14 protein-coding genes and 1 pseudogene are annotated in these 18,571 nt (G+C 68.4%); 9 read left to right on the forward strand and 6 right to left on the reverse strand.

The genetic code is table 11. From position 1 onward, the window contains the following. Positions 1 to 63 precede the first annotated feature (63 nt). Both FNH04_RS00105 and FNH04_RS00110 read left to right on the forward strand, forming a co-directional pair. Positions 64 to 1,059: an LLM class flavin-dependent oxidoreductase gene (locus tag FNH04_RS00105; RefSeq protein WP_228030916.1), complete on the forward strand. Its 996-nt coding sequence runs from the start codon at positions 64 to 66 to the stop codon at positions 1,057 to 1,059. A 109-nt stretch (positions 1,060 to 1,168) separates the two neighbouring features. Then, entirely contained in the window at positions 1,169 to 1,558 is a 390-nt protein-coding gene (locus FNH04_RS00110) for a MerR family transcriptional regulator (protein ID WP_322722123.1), read from the forward strand. Between the two features lie 386 nt (positions 1,559 to 1,944). Here FNH04_RS00110 and FNH04_RS00115 read toward each other — a convergent pair whose 3' ends face one another. Beyond that, positions 1,945 to 2,931 (reverse strand): LLM class flavin-dependent oxidoreductase, encoded by a 987-nt coding sequence (locus FNH04_RS00115; RefSeq protein WP_152779157.1) that lies wholly within the window; start codon positions 2,929 to 2,931, stop codon positions 1,945 to 1,947. 854 nt (positions 2,932 to 3,785) lie between these two features. On the opposite strand from FNH04_RS00115, the pseudogene FNH04_RS47115 reads away from it, so the two are divergent. The 7 genes and pseudogenes from FNH04_RS47115 to FNH04_RS00150 all read left to right on the forward strand — a co-directional run. After that, positions 3,786 to 3,975, forward strand: a pseudogene (locus FNH04_RS47115) (CoA-transferase); the annotation flags it as partial. 528 nt (positions 3,976 to 4,503) lie between these two features. Continuing rightward, positions 4,504 to 5,589, forward strand: coding sequence for a LacI family DNA-binding transcriptional regulator (locus FNH04_RS00125; protein WP_322722180.1), 1,086 nt, complete (start codon positions 4,504 to 4,506; stop codon positions 5,587 to 5,589). Positions 5,590 to 5,987: 398 nt separating this feature from the next. Continuing rightward, entirely contained in the window at positions 5,988 to 7,373 is a 1,386-nt protein-coding gene (locus tag FNH04_RS00130) for an ABC transporter substrate-binding protein (RefSeq protein WP_152779108.1), read from the forward strand. 80 nt (positions 7,374 to 7,453) lie between these two features. Further along, positions 7,454 to 8,395: a carbohydrate ABC transporter permease gene (locus FNH04_RS00135; protein ID WP_386573475.1), complete on the forward strand. Its 942-nt coding sequence runs from the start codon at positions 7,454 to 7,456 to the stop codon at positions 8,393 to 8,395. Further along, the gene (locus tag FNH04_RS00140; RefSeq protein ID WP_322722127.1) at positions 8,392 to 9,330 is read left to right on the forward strand and encodes a carbohydrate ABC transporter permease; all 939 of its coding nucleotides are present in this window, start codon (positions 8,392 to 8,394) and stop codon (positions 9,328 to 9,330) included. The genes FNH04_RS00135 and FNH04_RS00140 overlap by 4 nt, the downstream gene beginning before the upstream one ends. A 46-nt stretch (positions 9,331 to 9,376) precedes the next feature. Next, positions 9,377 to 11,530 carry a beta-galactosidase gene (locus FNH04_RS00145; RefSeq protein ID WP_152779109.1) on the forward strand — a complete coding sequence of 718 codons (2,154 nt, stop codon included), beginning with the start codon at positions 9,377 to 9,379 and terminating at the stop codon, positions 11,528 to 11,530. Between the two features lie 134 nt (positions 11,531 to 11,664). Further along, positions 11,665 to 13,470, forward strand: a complete 1,806-nt coding sequence (locus FNH04_RS00150; protein WP_322722130.1) for an RICIN domain-containing protein — start codon at positions 11,665 to 11,667, stop codon at positions 13,468 to 13,470. Between the two features lie 113 nt (positions 13,471 to 13,583). On the opposite strand, the gene FNH04_RS00155 is transcribed toward FNH04_RS00150, so the two are convergent. From FNH04_RS00155 to FNH04_RS00175, 5 genes are all read right to left on the reverse strand, one after another. Then, a complete protein-coding gene (locus tag FNH04_RS00155) occupies positions 13,584 to 14,558 on the reverse strand; it encodes an aldo/keto reductase (protein WP_322722132.1) in 975 nt (324 codons plus the stop codon). After that, complete coding sequence (locus FNH04_RS00160; protein ID WP_152779111.1) at positions 14,555 to 15,499, reverse strand: DedA family protein; 945 nt, start codon at positions 15,497 to 15,499, stop codon at positions 14,555 to 14,557. Before FNH04_RS00160 ends, FNH04_RS00155 begins: the two co-directional genes overlap by 4 nt. Before the next feature lie 61 nt (positions 15,500 to 15,560). Continuing rightward, positions 15,561 to 17,048 carry an MFS transporter gene (locus FNH04_RS00165; RefSeq protein WP_152779112.1) on the reverse strand — a complete coding sequence of 496 codons (1,488 nt, stop codon included), beginning with the start codon at positions 17,046 to 17,048 and terminating at the stop codon, positions 15,561 to 15,563. 119 nt (positions 17,049 to 17,167) lie between these two features. Beyond that, a complete protein-coding gene (locus tag FNH04_RS00170; RefSeq protein ID WP_322722136.1) occupies positions 17,168 to 18,349 on the reverse strand; it encodes an NAD(P)/FAD-dependent oxidoreductase in 1,182 nt (393 codons plus the stop codon). After that, a complete protein-coding gene (locus FNH04_RS00175) occupies positions 18,346 to 18,543 on the reverse strand; it encodes a ferredoxin (protein WP_152779114.1) in 198 nt (65 codons plus the stop codon). The genes FNH04_RS00170 and FNH04_RS00175 overlap by 4 nt, the downstream gene beginning before the upstream one ends. Between the last annotated feature and the right edge of the window lie 28 nt (positions 18,544 to 18,571).

Here is an 18,571-nt window from a genome sequence, read left to right on the forward strand (position 1 = left end):
ATGTGAATGCCTACGGTGGCCATCATTCGCCCCTGAACACGCACCACGAAGGGCATGTTCCTCATGACGAAGACCCCTGACGTCAATCTGTCCGTCCTCGACGTCGCCCCCATCCGGAAGAACGGGACCGCAGCCGAGACCCTGCGCGAGACCATAGCGCTGGGGCGCGGAACAGAGGAGATGGGATACCACCGCTATTGGATCGCCGAGCACCACAACATGCCCGCGGTCGCCTCCTCCGCCACCTCCTTGCTCATCGGCCAGGTCGCCGCCGTCACCTCCCACATCCGTGTCGGCTCGGGCGGCATCATGCTCCCCAACCACGCGCCCTACGTGGTCGCCGAGCAGTTCGGCACCCTTGAGAGCCTCCACCCGGGCCGCATCGACCTGGGCCTGGGACGTGCTCGGGGAACCGACCCGTGGACCGCACGGGCGCTGCGTCGCGGCGAGACCAGCGGCAAGGACTTCCCCGCGCAAGTCACTGAGGTGCGCCGTTACTTGGGCACAGCCACACCGACCCAGCGGGTACGGGCCATCCCCGGCGAGGGCACCCACGTCCCCCTCTACATCCTCGGCTCGTCCACCTTCGGCGCCGCGCTCGCAGCGCAGGAGGGTCTGCCGTTCGCCTTCGCCTCACACTTCGCGCCCGATCAGCCGCTGATGGCGCTCGAGGCCTACCGCGACCACTTCCGCCCCTCCGAGCAGTTGGAGAAGCCGCACGCGATCGTCGGTGTGAACGCCCTCGTCGCCGACACCGACCGGGAAGCGCGGCGTCTATTCACCACGCTGCAGCAGAAGTTCCTCACCCATGGCCGCGGCGGCGTGGAGTTCCTGCCCCCGGTGGACGACATGTCCCGGTTGTGGAACCCGCATGAGAAGGCGACTGTCAGCGCGATGCTGCGCGTGTCCGCGGTGGGTTCGCCTCATACCGTACGGACCCAGCTGAGGGACATCGTCAAGCGCACCGGCGCGGACGAGTTGATCGTCCAGACGGAGACATGGGACTTCGAGGCCCGCCTGCGCAGTTATGCACTACTCGCCGAGCTTTGGGCTGACTGACGAGACACTCCTGCCGCGCCCAGACGCACCAGCTTCTCGGCCTGCACCATCCCGGTAAACTTGCACATCGATGTCAAGGTTGGGCTCAAGCCATACGAGGTAGGTCAAGGTGAGGATCGGAGAGCTGTCTCGCCGGACAGGCGTCAGCACGCGTCTGCTCCGCTACTACGAACAGCAGGGGCTGCTCCACCCCAGTCGGCTGCCCAACGGCTACCGCGACTTCCACGAGCACGCTGTGCAGCGGGTCGAGCAGGTTCGTGACCTGCTCAAGGCAGGGCTGAGCACTGAGGTCATCCGCGAGCTCCTGCCGTGCTTCACCGGCTCAGGACCGACGATGCGCCCGGTGGTCGACGACTGGGTGGCAGCCAGCCTGGCCCGGGAGCTCAGTGAGATCGAGCAGCGCATCGAGACGCTGACCCGCAACCGCGACGCCATTCGCACCTACCTGTCCCAGGCGGCCCGGAGCGAAGATCTGCAGGAGCAGGTCGTAGCCGCCTGAGAGGGGCGAGGCTCGTAAGACACACTGCCACGCCGGCCTCGTGGCCAGGCCCGACGTGCTGGTTCCCGTCGACGCAATGGGTAGCTCGCCCCTACGGGGCGGGCTCAGAACGGCAGCGCTCCTTCTCGAATTCCCCGGAGGGGGCGCCCCGTTCCGGTCCGGTGGTCGGGTAGGCAGCCGTTGCCGTTGTGGCTCTCGTGTTCGGTCCCTTCCCCCACCACGGTTGCATTCAGCCCCAGCGGGAGACCGCCACCGTGGCGGAACCCCACGGCGATATGCATTCATCATCGTCGGCACCGTCCTTGCTGCACCTATGGGTGGCCAGTCGACCCAGATCACGCTGCAAACGCCCGGCTCCGCTGCCAAGGGACGGCAGAGGTGCGTCGTCAGTCGGCCCACAGGCCGGCGATCAGCTCGTACGAGCGTGCCCGCGCCCGCGGGTCGTACGGCTCGGACATGAGGATCAGCTCGCGAGCCCCGGTACAGGCGACCAGATCCTCCAACTGCGGCCGTACGGTGTCGGGCGTACCGACGTACGACTCGGCCAGCAGTTCGCCTACCGCCGCGGCCTCCTCCGGGCTCCACAACGGATCCATGTCATCGACCGGCGGGTCGACCGGGCGCATGGGGCCTTGCACAGCATGGAGGAACCTCTGCTGGACCGAGGTGAAGAGGTGGGCGGCTTCCGCGTCTGTGTCTGCGAGGACGGCATGGGCCGAGACCATCGCGTAGGGCTCGGACAGCACCTCCGATGGCTGGAAGGTGGAGTGGTACAGGTCCATCGCCTCCTGGAGCCGGGCCGGTGCGAAATGGCCGGCGAAGCCGAAGGGCAAGCCCAGATGGGCGGCGAGGCGAGCGCTGTAGAGGCCGGAGCCGAGGAAGTGGATCGGAACTCGGCTCCCCTCCCCCGGCACCGCGTGCACTCGAGGGTCGGTGCCGTGTAGATAGGAGAGAAGCTCGTCGAGCAGCTCCGCGAAGTCCGCGCCGTCGGTGCGACCGCGCCGGATAGCGGCTGCCGTCCACGGATCCGCGCCCGGAGCACGGCCCAGTCCGAGGGCGAAGCGACCGGGGTGCAGCGCGTCGAGGGTTCCGATCTGCTCGGCGACGACAAGCGGGGCGTAGTTGGACAGGTTGAGGCTGGCCGTGCCTATCCCTATCGTCTCGGTCGCGGCTGCGACTGCTCCGGCCAGGACGATGTTCGCGGAACTCGCCATCGTCTCGAAGTTGTGGTGCTCGGCCAGCCAGTAACGGTGGAAGCCGAGACGCTCGGCGTGAGCGGCGAGCGTGAGGGTGTCCGTCAGGGCGTCCTGCGCGGTGTACCCGCGGCGGATGGGGGCGTTGTCGAGCAGGGAAAGCACCGGAGCATCGGGCATCGGGGACACGGGCTGTACCTCTGGGCCGGGAGCGGTCAGGCCAGGCGGCGCGCCCCGGACGTCGTACCGGGGTCCGGGCCTGGAGGGCCGCGGAGCCGCATGATCCGAACCTAGAGCTTCACATCAATGAGAAGGTCAAGCGAGGTCCGCGCGACGACGTCTCCCTGCGGTACGACACAGGCCCCGCCCGTGGCGAACGGGCGGGGCCTGTACGACTGTTGCTGCGGTCCAGTCGACCGAATTCCCAGTCAGGCAGTCATCGTCCACGCCGGCCGCCCCTCCCGGACAGCGAAGTCCGCTCGGAGCCGCCCCAGGAGCTGTTCGAGCTCGGCCGGATTGCCCGAGGTCCCGTACACAGCCTTGTCGGGACGGAGTACAGCCACTCCGGCCGGTAGCTGCTGAGCCCAGCCGCTCAGGATTCCGGTGGTGTCGACGACCGCGCGACAACCGATCCGTCGGCGTCCGCCAGCGCGGCGCGGACGTCGATCCTCTTGGGCTGACGAGCGGGTGATCGGGCACCTCCAGGTGGTCCGCCCACTCGTACGCCGTGAAGGTGACCACAGCGAACCGTCCCCCAACAGGGCGTCCATCATGAACTCTTCACCATCGGTCGCCTGGACAAGGGGCTGGGAGAACAGCTGCCCTGGCGCACCGAGAGGAAGTCCCGTCGACGAGTCCAGCGCCACCGCGCCGGCCTCGCAGCTTCGGAATTAAGTTCTGGCGAACCGTTTCGGCGGTGCGTCGAGGAACTGGAAGGCGCGCGGAAGCGGGCTCGTCAGCTAATCGACTAATCGACATCGATGGGGAAGGCCTCCTTGATGTCACCCGCCTGGAGCTCCTCGGCGACTGCGCGCACCGCCAAGGACGGCACCGCCAAGATCCGCAAGGAGTGCACCCTGCCGCTCACCGGCGAGGCCTGCGTCCACCGCATCATCACCGACATAGCCGTCACCGACATCACCCCGAACGGCCTCCCTCGTCGAGACCGCCCCCGGCATCACCATCGAGGACGTCGAGGCGCACACTGACGCGCCCTGCTCCTGAACGGCTCGCCGGCCTCCTGCTGACCTGGTGACGGGAACGTCTGCACGAAGTGGCTCCGCGCCGGCCGGAGCGGAGTCACGGTCTGCGTCGACCGGAGTGACTCATTGGGCTGCCGACCGGCGCAGCCGGCACTTCGAGAAGAACCAGCCACCGGGTCGAGAAGCGATAGGCACCTTCCTCTCCGATCGGCGGGCGAGCGGCGGTCGCCGACGAGCGCGCTGCGTCGTCATCCCGGGTGGGACATCCCGTCGAGATGTCTACGCAGTCAGAGGACGGCCGGTCAAGACCTCGGGCTCATTCGTTGCCATTCCGCCAGCATGTTGTCGACAGGCCGAACGGCAGGTTCGTATGACGTGACGAATGTGTTCTGAACACTTGACGACTTTCGTCTGACTGCGTAGACATGGCAACGCAGTCAGACGGCGCAGTCAGACGGAATTCGGCTGGTGCCGCCTCGAATCACGATCGTCGGGAGACACCATGGCACGAGGGGCAGGACGGGGCGGAAGTTCCGGCGCACCGCGCAGCGTGGATGTGGCCCAGCTGGCTGGTGTTTCGCAGAAGACGGTCTCCCGGGTCTTCAACAACGAGCCGTATGTCTCCGCCGATGTGCGCCGACGCGTTCTGGAAGCCGCCGCAGAGCTCGGCTACCGGTTGAACAACGCCGCCCGAGCACTCGCCTCCGGGCGCACTCGCCACATCGGTGTGGTGACGCTGGGAACCGCTCTGTACGGGCCCGCCTCATTGATCATGGGGGTGGAGCGCGCCGTACGGGACACCGGTTACGCCCTGCGGGTGGTCAACACCGTGGAGGGAGACCCAGCGGGAATCGGCGGGGCCGTCGACTCCCTCCTCGACCAGGGCGTGGACGGCATCGTCATCTCCGAGCCGATCGACGACGGGCAGGACGGAGTCCTCGCAGACCGTCTCGACGTACCCGTCCTCGTTCTGGGGGCGCCGCCCTTCCCCGCACCCAGGGCGCTGGCCGCCGGTGTCGGTGCCGATCTGATGGCGCAGACGGCGACCGAGCATCTGCTGGACCTGGGACATCAGACGGTCCATCATCTCGCCGGTCCGCAACAGTGGTACTCCGCACGGGACCGTATGGAGGGCTGGCGGTCCGTGCTCATCGAAAAGAGCAGGGCGGTGCCGCCCGTGATCGAGGGCGACTGGTCGGCGGCCTCCGGTTACGCGGCGGGCCGCGAACTGGCCGCTGTCGACGACATGACCGCGGTGTTCGCCGCCAACGACGACATGGCGATCGGCCTTGTCCGGGCCCTGACGGAGGCCGGCCTACGTGTGCCGGAGGACGTCAGCGTCGTGGGCTTCGACGACATCCCCGTCGCGGCCTACGTGACTCCTCCTCTCACCACGGTGCGTCAGCCTTTCGACGTCGTGGCGCAGGAGGGCATCAAACGTCTCGTACACACCATCGAGAACCCGCAGGCGGACCCCTTGCCGGCGAGTGAACCACCGGTGGACCTCGTGGTCCGCGCCTCCACCGCTCCCCCGCCGCTCCAGACACCCCGAGGGCGCGGCCGACGTACCACCTCTCGCCCGAGCGGGGACCGGCACGGTCAGTCCCTGGACGGAGGTTCGTCCGCCCATGACTGACCAGAGCAGATCAGCCCCAGCCGGACCCTTCAGCCCCGGGCACGGGATCACCTGGCGAGCCGCCGTACCGGTCCCTGCACCCATCGCCCCTTCCCCGACCGCGTCCGCGCAGTTCACGGAGACCCCGTTACACGGGCGACGCGTCCCCTTCTGCGGCTGCCGCTGACCAGGTTCGCCGCAACAGTTCTCCGCTCCATCCCGTGCCTTCCCCGGCCACCGGCTTCCCGCTCGACAACAGCGGAACGCCCGCGGTCGAAGGCCCCGAGGACGTAAGCCCACGCCCTGTCGACCTCAGTGTCCTGGCCGTCGCGTCCGAGCCCTCTTTCTCCCTCGTCACCCCTTGTTCCGCACGCCTTCGCCCGGCGTGCCCTTCACTCAGTCTTCGGCGGGAGTTCACCATGCGCACATCCAACTCCACACCCAGCACTTCCCAGATGAGCCGCCGGCTCTTCCTCACCGCCACGGGGGCCCTCTCACTCGGCGCCGCCCTGACCGCGTGCGGCGGCGACTCCGGCGGCTCGTCCGGCGCCGCCAAGCCGGTCGGCCAGGCCGACATCGACAAGGCGATGAAGACGCCGACCGAGCTGACCTTCTGGACCTGGGTACCCAACATCGCCAAGGAAGTCGCCCTCTTCGAGAAGAAGTACCCGGCGATCAAGGTCAAGATCGTCAACGCCGGTCAGGGCACCCCGCAGTACACCAAGCTGCGCACGGCGCTGAAGGCCGGCAGCGGCGCACCGGACATGGTGCAGATCGAGTACCAGGCCATCCCGACCTTCACCATCACCGACAGCCTGCTGGATCTACGGCCGTACGGCGCGTCCGCCCTCAAGGACCGCTTCGTGGACTGGACTTGGGGCCAGGTCAGCGGCAGCGACGGTGAGGTCTGGGCGATCCCGCAGGACACCGGCCCGATGGGCATGCTGTACCGCAAGGACATCTTCGACAAGCACGGCATCCAAGTGCCGGAGACCTGGGACGAGTTCGCCGAAGCGGCCCGCAAGCTCCACAAGGCCGACCCCGACGTCTACCTCACCAACCTCGCGGCCAACCAGCCCGCAGCCTGGCACGGCCTGCTGTGGCAGGCGGGCGCGAAGCCCTATGCCACCAGCGGCAAGAGCGACATCACTATCAGCGTCGACGACGCGGCCTCCAAGAAGCTCGGCGAGTACTGGGGCGGCCTCGCCAAGGAGGGAGTCATCGGGGTCGAGCCGGACTTCACCGACTCCTGGTACGCGGCCCTCAACAAGGGCAAGTACGCCACCTGGCTCACCGCGGCCTGGGGCCCGGTCTTCCTCTCCGGCTCCGCCAAGTCCACCGCCGGCAAGTGGCGGGCGGCCCCGCTGCCGCAGTGGGACGCGGCCAAGCCCAGCTCGGGCAACTGGGGCGGCTCCACCACCGCGGTCATCCGCTCCACCAAGAACCCCATCGCGGCCGCGATGTTCGCCCAGTTCCTCAACAGCGACCCGGCCAGCGCCAAGATGTTCGCCACCGAGCAGTTCTTCTTCCCCGCCACCAAGTCCCTGCTCGCCGACGCGTCGTTCACCGGCGACACTCCCTCCTTCTATGGCGGCCAGAAGGTCAACCAGGTCTTCGCCGACGTCGGAGACACCGTCTCGCCCTCCTTCCAGTGGCCGCCGTTCCTCGACCAGGCGGCGACCGACTGGACCGAGACGGTCGGCACATCACTGGCCGACAAGTCCGACACGGTCGCGGCGCTCGGCACCTGGCAGCAGCGGCTCACCACGTACGCCAAGAAGCAGGGCTTCACCGTCCACTCCTGACGGTTCGCGGGGTCCCGCGCGGCGGCGCGGGACCCGCCCGTCTCACCTCAGCCCAACCCCTCCCCCAGAAAGGGCCGATGATGACTGCCACAGCCGCGGCCTCTGCCAAGGGCCGGCGCCGAGACGGGCCGACAAGCCCCCGGCGCGGTGGCAAGAGCCGCCGCATCTCGGCAGGGCCCCTGTTCGTCGCACCGTTCATGGTGTTGTTCCTGTTGCTGTTCCTCGCACCGCTCGGCTACGCCGCCTACCTGAGCCTCTTCCAGGAGCGCCTCATCGGCGGCACGGTGTTCGTGGGACTCGACAACTACGCCCAGGCCCTCGGCGATTCGCAGTTCCTGCACGGCGTCGGACGGGTGGCGCTGTTCTTCCTGATCCAGGTGCCCGTCATGCTGCTGCTGGCGCTGCTGTTCGCGCTCGCCCTGGACAGCGGTCTGCTACGGCTCGCCCGGGTGATCCGGCTCGGCATCTTCGTGCCCTACGCCGTGCCCAGCGTGGTCGCCACCCTCATGTGGGGTTACCTCTACGGCCCGGACTTCGGCCCGTTCGCCCAGCTGAGCCGGGACCTGGACCTGCCGGTGCCGGACTTCCTGAGCGAGGGCTGGATGCTCGGCAGCCTGGCGAACATCGTGACCTGGGAGTTCGTCGGCTACAACATGATCATCCTGTACGCCGCCCTGCGCACCGTTCCCACCGAGCTGTACGAGGCGGCCGCAGTGGACGGAGCGGGCGCCTGGCGTATCGCGTGGTCCATCAAACTCCCGGCACTGCGCCCGGCGTTGCTGCTCACCCTGCTGTTCTCCGTGATCGGCAGCTTCCAGCTCTTCAACGAGCCCAAGCTCCTGATGAACGTCGCCCCGGACGTCATCAGCAGCTCCTACACCGCCAACCTCTACGCCTACTCCCTCTCCTTCACCGGCCAGCAGGTCAACTACGCGGCCACGGTGTCCTTCCTCCTCGGCCTCGTCATCGTGATCGCCTCCTACGGCGTCCTGCTCACCGCCAACCGCAGGAGTACCTCGTGACGATCCTCACTCCCCCGGCCGCCGTCGAACCGACCGCTGGGCGCACTGCCGGCAAGGACCGCACAAGGCGCCACCGGCCGTCGTCACGTCGTCGCAGCACCCCGCTGACGATCGCGATGCTCGCTGCCCTCGCCTACTTCCTCCTCCCCCTGTTCTGGCTGCTGATCGCCTCGACCAAGAGCACCCAGGACCTGTTCAACAGCTTCGGCCTGTGGTTCTCCCACGCCCCGCAGCTCCTGACGAACGTCAAGGAGACCTTCACCCAGGACGACGGCGTCTTCCTGCGCTGGCTGCTCAACACGGTCATGTATGCCGGCGTCAGCGCGGTCGGCGCCGCCCTGCTCGCCGCGGCCGGCGGCTACGGGTTCGCCAAGTTCCGCTTCCGCGGCAACCGGGCCGCCTTCAACCTCGTCCTCGGCGCCGTCATGGTGCCGACCACGGCCCTGGCGATCCCCACGTACCTGCTCTTCGCGAAGGCGGGCCTGGTCAACACCCCGTGGGCGATCATCCTGCCGTCCCTCGTCAACCCGTTCGGCCTGTACCTGATGCGCGTCTACGCCGAGGACGCCGTACCGGACAGCATCCTGGAGGCCGCCCGCATCGACGGCGCCCGCGAGGCCCGGATCTTCTTCCGGATCGTTCTCCGGCTGCTGGGCCCCGGCCTGGTGACCGTCCTGCTGTTCACCCTCGTAGCGACCTGGAACAACTACTTCCTGCCGCTGATCATGCTCAACGATCCGGACCTGTACCCCATCACGGTCGGTCTCTCGTCCTGGGCCGCGCAGGCCCAGAACGGCGGAGCGGGCGCCAGCAGCGACATGCTCGCGCTCGTCGTGACCGGATCCCTGATCTCGATCCTGCCCCTCGTCGTGGCCTTCCTGATGCTCCAACGCTACTGGCAGAGCGGACTGGCCTCCGGCGGCGTCAAGCAGTAGCACGCGTCCTCCTTACCTTTCCCCGTCTCCTCGGAGGTTTCTCTTCATGGCGGCTCTGCCTGCCCGTGTCCTCTTCGGCGCCGCGTACTACCACGAGTACACGCCCGCCTACGACCCCGAACTGCGCCCCGACGAGCGGCTCAAGACCGACCTCGACCTGATGGCCGAGGCGAACTTCACCGTGATCCGGGTGGGCGAGTCGGTCTGGTCGACCTGGGAGCCTTCGAGCGGCCGCTTCGACCTCGACTGGCTGCAACCCGTCCTCGACGGCGCCCACGAGCGCGGCATCTCCGTCATCCTCGGCACCCCGACCTACGCGGTGCCGCCGTGGCTGGCCCGCCAGTACCCGGAGATCACCGGCGAGCGGCGCACCGGCGAGCGCATCGGCTGGGGCGCCCGCCAGGAGGTCGACTTCACCCACCCCGCTTTCCGTTTCCACGCGGAACGGGTGATCCGCAAGATCGTCGCCCGGTACGCCGACCACCCGGCGGTCATCGGCTGGCAGGTCGACAACGAACCGGGCCTGCACCTCTTCCACAACCACGGCGTCTTCCAGCGCTTCGTCGACCACCTGCGTGAGAAGTACGGCGACGTCGAGACCCTCAACCGCGAATGGGGCCTCGTCTACTGGTCGCACCGCCTGTCCACCTGGGCCGACCTGTGGACCCCGGACGGCAACGAACAGCCCCAGTACGACGTCGCCTGGCGGGAGTTCCAGGCCCGCCAGGTCACGGAGTTCATCGGCTGGCAGGCCGACATCGTCCGCGAGTACGCGCAGGACGGGCAGTTCGTCACGACGTGTATCTCCTACACCCGCCAGGGGGTGCAGGACGACGAGATGTCCGACCGCCTCGACATCGCCTCCGGCAACCCGTACTACGACATGCAGGACGGACTGCTGCTGCCCGACCCGACACCGGACGAGCACGAGCAGGTCTGGAAGACCACCGGCGTGTGGTCGATGTACCAGACAGCCGACTGGATGTTCTCCTCCCGGCAGCAGCCGTTCCTCGTCACCGAGACCAACGCCAACTCCATCGGCTTCGCCTGGGACAACCGTCCGGGCTACGACGGGCAATGGCGGCAGGCCGCCTGGGCGCACGTGGCGCGCGGCGCCCGGATGATCGAGTACTGGCAGTGGCAGACCCTGCGCTTCGGCGCCGAGACCTACTGGGGCGGGGTGCTGCCGCACAGCGGTCAGCCCGGCCGCACGTACGGCGAACTGGCCCGCCTGGGCGCTGAGTTCGACAAGGCCGGCCCGCTGGTCGCCGGGCTGGACCCGGACGCCGACATCACCATGGTCTACTCGATGCCGAGCAAATGGCTGATGCAGAAGTACCCGCCGCTGTCCAAGCCCAACGGTGAACCCGACCCGGCGGCCTACCACCGCATCTTCGACCCCTTCTACCGCGGCGCCTTCGACGCCGGCCGCCAGGTCCGCATCGTCCACGCCCGGCAGCTGCACGACCCCAGCGGGCAGCGGGAGGGGATGGCAGCCGATGAGGCCGTGCGCCGGCATCCGGTCCTCGTCGCCCCGGCCCTGTACATGGTCGACGACGCCACGCTGGACTGGCTCGCGGCCTACGCCCACGCGGGCGGCCACCTGGTCCTCGGCCCGCGCACCGCGTACGCCGACCACGAGGCCCGCGCCCGCACCGAACCGGCCCCCGGCCGTCTCACCGAGGCCGCGGGCGTCCGGTACGACGAGTTCAGCAACCTCACCCATGACGTGCCGGTCCGTGTCGAGCCTGGCGGCTCGCTCAAGGCGGCCGGGGACGCGACCGCGACGCACTGGATCGAGTGCCTCACGGCCGTTGACGCCGACGTTCTGGCCTCCTACGACCACCCGCACTTCGGACGCTGGCCGGCCGTCACCACCCGTCGGCACGGCGCCGGTCGCATCACCTGCGTGGGCACCGTGCCCGGCCGCGACCTCGCCCGGACACTCGCCGACTGGCTCACTCCGGCCACACGCAGCGGGTGGCAGGGGCTCCCCGCCTCCGTGACCGCCACGACCGGTGTCTCCCCCGACGGACGCCGCGTCCACATCGTCCACAACTGGAGCTGGGAGTCCGCACGCGCCCAGGCCCCGGTGGATCTGGCCGACGTCCTGACCGACGATGCCGTGCCCGCCGGCGCCGTCCTGGATCTGGGTCCGTGGGACGTTCGCGTACTCGTCTCCACCGACAGCACTGACTGACCCCTTCGTTCAGAGTCCGCCCTCTTCCCGTCCGGCCATATGAGCAGTTGCCGCGCGGACCCACAGAGCAGGTCGCCATGCCGGTGGCCGACGTACCCCAGGCATCACCATGGTCATCCCCAGAAGGAGGAACTGTGCAGAGAAGACCCCTAGGGAAGGCGCTGGGCACCTTCGCCGCAGCGTCTGCCCTGCTTGCGATACCCGCGTCCGGTGCGCAGGCGTACAACCCGACGGGCGGCACCCTGTACCAGCTCGGCAGCGAGCCGTGTCTGAAGGGGCGCGGCAACTGCGCCGTCTACCCCAAGTCGGCGCAGCTGCCGAGCGGTCGTCTGGTGGCCGCGTTCGAGAAGTCCACGGTGGTGGCGGAGACAGGAAGCGCCGACAAGCAGACGCTCCCGGTCTACAAGAGCGACGACGATGGCACATCGTGGCAGCCGCTGTCCGAGGTCAAGGCGCCCGCGTACATGTCCAGTGACTCCAAGTACGCGAAGTACACGAGCAACTGGACCAACCCTTACCTCTACACGCTTCCGCAGGACGTCGGGGACCTGAAGCAGGGCACCCTGCTCCTCGCGACCGTCGTCTCGGGGGACGACTACTACTACAAGGAACACAAGGCAGCCGACCCGAACTGGACCCCGTCGAACGACGGAGACCGCAAGGACCTGGCGATCGCCCTGTACTCCAGCACCGACCAAGGCGCGACCTGGAAGATCCTGAACATCGTCGCCACCGGCGGCTGGCAGGGCGGCAGCGCGGGTGCCACCGGCCAGAACATCGCGAACGCCAACACGAACAAACAGGTGGATCCCCTCTGGGAGCCCTACCTCATGGTCTACAAGGGCCAGCTCGTCTGCTACTACTCCGACGAGAACGACTACACCGGCTTCAACGCGACCACCGGCGTCCCGACCCTCGACCCGGCGAACGACACCGCCACGGACTCCCTCGGCCAGATCCTCGTTCACAAGACGTGGGACGGGCGCAGCACGAACTGGAGTGCTCCCGTCGTCGACATCGCCGGCCTGACCAAGGACATGGGCGGCGGCAAGACGGAGATCGGAGACGGGCGCCCCGGCATGACGAACGTCGTCCGGACGACGGACGGCAAGTGGATGATCACCTACGAGTACTGGGGCGGCGGAGCCAACACCCGGTACAAGATCGCCGATGACCCACTGAAGTTCTACACCGGGTCAACCACGGGCACGGGGGTCAACTCCCTTGCTGTGGACACCGGTTCACACACTCTTGCAATGAGTGGCAGCCCGGTGCTCATCAGGCTCCCCGGTGGCCGCCTGGTCTACAACGCCGCGGGCAGCGGCAGCGTCTGGGTCAACGCGAGCGGACGCAGCGACGGGACGTGGAAGGAGTACCAGACCACCTCGCAGGCCGGTTACAGCCGTAACCTGCAGTACGTGGAGGGCACCGGCCGCATCTCCATTCTCAACAACCAGGGCACATCCACACTCAAGTTCGCCGAAGTCGACCTCGGCCACACCGCCGGCGCCTACTACCAGCTGGTGAACCGCAAAACGGACCAGGTGATCGGCACGGGAAACAAGACCAACGACGCGAACCTCGGCAACGGCGACGTGCCCGACGTCCGTCTGGAGGCCCCCGGCTCGGCGGCGAACGCGGACACCCAGTTCTGGCACCTGACGACGGAACCCAGTGGCGGTGTGACGCTGCTGAACAAGTCAGGTGGACGTGCGGCGGCCATCTGGACGGGCAACGCGACGGCCGGTCAGAAGATCGGCCAGTGGGTGGACAACAGCAGCACGGGCAGCTGGAACCTCATCAAGACCAGCGACGGCTTCTACAAACTGCAGTCCGTCAAGAACACCAGCCTCTACCTGACCGGCGCCTCCGCCGGAGCACAGCTGACCTTGCAGACCGCGACCACGGACGGTTCCCAGGACTGGGAGCTCGTCCAGTAGCCTCCTGCCCCGCGTCACCTTGCACATGTCGCGCAGGCTGACCCGCGTCTGTCCCTCCTCGGACAGCGCGGGTCAGCTCCGTCACACCACTCGGGCCGAGCGCCGCTCCCGTTTCACCTCACGCGCTCGCCGGCGACCGCCAGCCGCTCGAGTTCCTTCCCGGTCAGCTTCAACTCCATCGCGGCGGCTGCTTCTTCCGCCTGACGGGGCCGGGAGGCACCCGGAATCGCGACGACCGTGTCGCCGTAGAAGGTGATCAGCCAGTTCAACGCGACCTGGGTCACGCTCACGTCGTAGGCGTGCGCGATCGCACGCATCTCTTCGATCAGAGGCCGGGTCCGTGCCAGGCCCTCCCCGCGCAGGTGCGGATTGCGTCGGCGCCGGCTCCGGGACTGCGCCTGCACGTGCGCCGGGTCCTCGTGGAGCCGACCGGTGAGGACGCCGCGGCACAGCGGCGAGTAGGCGATCAGGGTGATACCGAGGTCGCGGGCGGTCTGCAGAACGCCGTTGTGCTCGATGTCGCGGTCCAGCAGGCTGATCCGGGTCTGGTTGGAGGCGAGGGTGACGCCCTCCTGGCGGAGGATCTCGGCGGCTTCGCGTAGTTGCTGCGCCGAGAAGTCGCTGACCCCGACGGCGCCGATGCGGTTCTCCCGGGCAAGCCGGGCCATCGCCCGCAGCTGCACCCGCATCGACGACAGGCTGCCGTGGGGGCCGTGGATCTGGTGGAGACCGATCGGGTACCCCTGCAGCGCCCGGAAGCGATCGGAAATCGTTCGCTCGATGCTCGCGCTCCGTCGCAGCCAGGGAGCCCACTTCGTGGCGATCAAGACCTCGTCGGTTGTCACCCGGTTGTCCCGGAGAGCTGTCGTCAGGGCCTGTTCGGAGGCGCCGCGGCCGTACACCTCGGCGGTGTCGAACCAGTTCACCCCGCCGGCGAGCGCCGCGCCGACGATCTCACGCGTCGTGGTCGCGTCCAGCGGTGAGAAGATCCGGCCCGCCACGCCCCGGCCCTGGGCGAACTGCAGACAGCCCAGACCAATGGGGCTGATCTCGTAGTCCGTCGACCCCAGTCTGCGTCCGTCATTCACGGCTGAGTCACCTCGACGTGCTCGTTCTCGGTCACCGCAGGCTCAGCAACCTTCTTCCGACGGTTGCGACGCCGGAGGACGGACGGGGCGGCCAAGATCCCGGCGATCTTCTGGTTCCGGCTGCTGCGGCCCGACGAGTGGGACAGCGCGGGCGGGTCGGACGGGACAGCAGTGGTCTTCCCCTGGCGACGGAGTCGGCGCTTGAGGAGAACGATCGGGACGGCCAGGACCGCAGCGACCTTCCGCTTCCGGCGGCTGCTACCGGACCGAACGGGCAAGGCGGACGGGACCGCGGCGGTCTTCCCCTGCCGACGGCGTCGGCGCTTGAGGAGAACGATCGGGACGGCCACGACCACGGCGCCGATGAGGACGTACGGGAGCATGCCGACGACGTCGGTGATGCGGTGCCAATTTTCACCGAGCAGGTAGCCGGAGAGAAGCAAGGTGGAATTCCACATCAGACTGCCGAGTGCGCTGAACAGCAGGTACTTCGGCAACGGCATCCGCTCCACCCCGGCCGGGATTGAGATGAAGCAACGGACACCCGGTAGCATTCGGCCGAACAGCACCGCCTTCGTGCCGTGCCGGGCGAACCACGCCTCGGCGCGGTCGACGCCTTCGCCCTTGATGCCCGGGATTTTCGTCAGCATCGCCCGCGAACGGTCACGGCCGAGCCGCGCCCCGACGGTGTACAGGACGAGGAAGCCTGTGACCGATCCCGCGGTGGCGCAGGCTATGGCGGTGGCGATGAGGATGCCGCCCTGGGTGGCGGAGTACCCGACCAGCGGTAGCAGCACGTCGACAGGCAGGACCGAGGTCATGCTGTCCAGAGCGGAGAGCACTGCGAGGCCCACTGCACCGAGTGAGTCGATCAGGTCGAGGGCCCAGCCGGCGACGCCGGTCGTCGGTTCGTTCGCGGCTTGGGCAAGCAACAACTGCATGCTTCTCCTCAGGGAGGTGTTCTGTCAGGTGTGGGGGGCCGTGCGGGCTGCTTCACGGCACCTAGTCGGCGTCGGCGACGGGCCTTCTGGCTGCCGTCTCCGCCGACGCGGACACTTCCTCAGGTAGGGCGGCCGGCTTCTGACGCGGGATGAAGCCCGCGACGGCGAGAGCGAGGGCGGCAGAGCCGACACCGATGGCCAGGACGGCACGCAGACCGTTCTCGGACGGCAGGACCTCATCTCCGAAGCTGACGGTCATGTGGGCGAGGATCACGCCCGCAGCAGCGCTGGAGACGGTGTTGCCGATGGAACGCATCAGAGCGTTGAGGCTGTTGCCGGCGGCGGTTTCGGACACCGGTACGGCGCCCATGATGAGTCCGGGCAGCGCGCCGAGTGCGAGGCTGACGCCCACGGCGACGATGCAGGAGGCCACGATCAGCTGCCAGATCTCGGACATCATCACCATGGCCAGCAGATATCCGGCTCCCGTGATCACGGATCCGACCATGAGGGTGACCTTCGGCCCCTTGGCCCGGGTGAGCCGGGAGGACAGCGGCGTGGTGGCCAACATGACCAGTCCCGAAGGAGCCATGACCAGGCCGACGACCACCAGGGACTGGCCCAGCCCGTAGCCGGTGGACTCCGGTGTCTGAAGCAGCTGTGGCAGGACCAGGCTCATCACGAACAGCGAGAACCCGATCGCCAGCGCTACGAGGTTGGTGAACAGCACCTGAGGGCGGGCGGCGGTGCGCAGGTTCACCAGGGGCTGTGGGGAGCGCAGTTGGAACCAGCCCCACCAAGAAAGGACAACCGCGGCTCCTGCGAACAGGCCGAGAGTGTTGCCGCTGTCCCATCCCCAGTCCTCGCCCTTGGAGACCGCGAGCAGCAGGCAGACCAGGCCGACCGCCAGACCGAGGGCGCCGGTCAGATCGAAGCGTCCTCCCGCCCGCACCGTCGACTCGGGCACCAGCAGCACGACGAGCGCTCCGGCGACGACACCGAACGCTGCGGCGGCCCAGAACAGGACGTGCCAGTCGAAGTTGTCGACGATCAAGGCGGAAACGGGCAGGCCCACGGCGCCGCCGACTCCCAGAGAGCCGGACATGACGGACGTGGCACCAGGCACTTTCTCGGTGGGCAGCAGATCTCGCATGATGCTGATGCCGAGCGGGACTACGGGCGCCGCAAGGCCCTGCAGTGTGCGTCCCACGAGGAACGGGGCAAGGGATTCACTCAGCGCGCAGAGCACCGATCCCGCCGCCAGCACAACTATGCCGAGCAGAACCATGCGGCGCTTGCCGTACATGTCGGCGAGACGGCCCATGACCGGCGTGGCCACGGCGCCGGACAGCAGTGTGGCGGTGACGGCCCACGCCGTGTCCGCCGATCCAGCGCTCAACAGACCCGGCAGCAGAGGAACAATCGGGAAGACCATGCTCTGCGTGAACGCGACCGCGATGCCGGCGAACGTCAGAACAGCGACCAGGACGTTCAGCCTGGGTTGCGCCGCGCCCTTGGTGTCGAGGGCGGAGGGATGTGTCGGATGCATGGACTGGCCTCTGTGAGGGGTGGCCTGTGACAACGGCCGGGGAGAAGGCCGGGGGGCCGTGTAGTGGTGGCGGCTGCGAGGCTCGTGGGCGCCTCGCAGCCGTTATTGAGCGAAGCGACTCAGACAGCAGCCGCCGACCGGTCCGGTACGGCGTCACGCCAGGTGGCGCGAACGGCGATGGCCTGCCGCCATTGCCGGATGGCCTTGGGCGGCATACCGACCGCCAGGGCGCCGACGAGCCGGTCGCCCGTGCGATAGACGGCCAGGAACCGACCATCCGTCACATCGCCCTCGACCACGGCGACTTCGTCGTGCCCCCGCAGGTAGCCGTACGCCTGGATCTTCATGTCGTACTGGTCTGACCAGAAGTACGGCACCGGCGCGAACGGCTTGCGGCTCTCCGGGTTGAGCAGGTTGCGCGCGGCGGCCATGCCCTGCTCCGCGGCGTTGGTGCGGTGCTCGATGCGCATCACGGTGTCGAAGAGCGGGTTCCACCAGCGGGCGACGTCGCCGGCCGCGTACACGTTCCGCGCGGCCTCGCAGTACTCGTCGCACATCACGCCATCGCCGGTGGACAGGCCGCTGCCTTCGAGCCACTCGGTGTTGGGCAGCGAGCCGACGGCGACCAACACCGCGTCGCCTTCGACCAGTTCCCCGTCGGCGAGCCGTACGCCGTGCTCCGCGACCTCGGTGACGCTGACTCCGCAGCGCAGGCTCACGCCGTGCTCCAGGTGGGCCCGCGTCAGCACTCGGCCGACCTCGTCGCCCACGGCATGCGCCAACGGCACCGGGGACGGTTCCAGAAGAGTCACGTCGCAGCCGCGCTGTCGGGCGACCGCGGCCACCTCGGCTCCCAGGAACCCCGCGCCGACCACCACCAGGCGTCGGCCCGGCTTCAACACGCCCCGCAGCGCGAGCGCGTCGTCCAAGGTGCGTAGGACGTGCGCCCCCTCGCCGGGCAGGCGGCGCGGTCGTACGCCGGTCGCGATGACCAGTCCGTCGTACGGCACCGGCGTGCCGTCGCCCAGCTGCACCGTGCGGTCCGCCAGGTCGAGGCCGGTCGCGGGAACGCCCAGGAGCATGTCCAGCTCCAGGCCGGTCACGTCGGCGGGAGTGCGGAGCGCGAGCCGCTCCGCGTCCCAGTCCCCGGTCAGGAGTTGCTTCGACAGAGGCGGTCGGTCGTAGGGCAGGTACGGTTCGTCGCCGATCAGGGTGAGGGTGCCGTCGAAGCCTTCCCGTCGGAGTGTCTCGGCTACCGCGAGTCCGGCGGCCGAGGCACCGACGATGACGACGCGCTTCACTTCTCGGCCAGGAGGATCGCGGCGGCGGGGCAGATGGCGGCCGCCTCGCGCACCCCTGCGTGCAGTTCGTCGCCGGGGTTCTCGTTCAGCAGGATCGCGATGCCGTCTTCGTCACGCTGGTCGAAGACGTCGGGGGCGGCCATGACGCACTGCCCGGAGGCGACGCACTTGGGCTCGTCAAGTACAACATGCATGGTGTTTTTCCTCAGGTCCTGGGTGTGA

This window comes from Streptomyces phyllanthi, from assembly GCF_009377205.1.
GTDB classification, from domain to species: domain Bacteria; phylum Actinomycetota; class Actinomycetes; order Streptomycetales; family Streptomycetaceae; genus Streptomyces; species Streptomyces phyllanthi.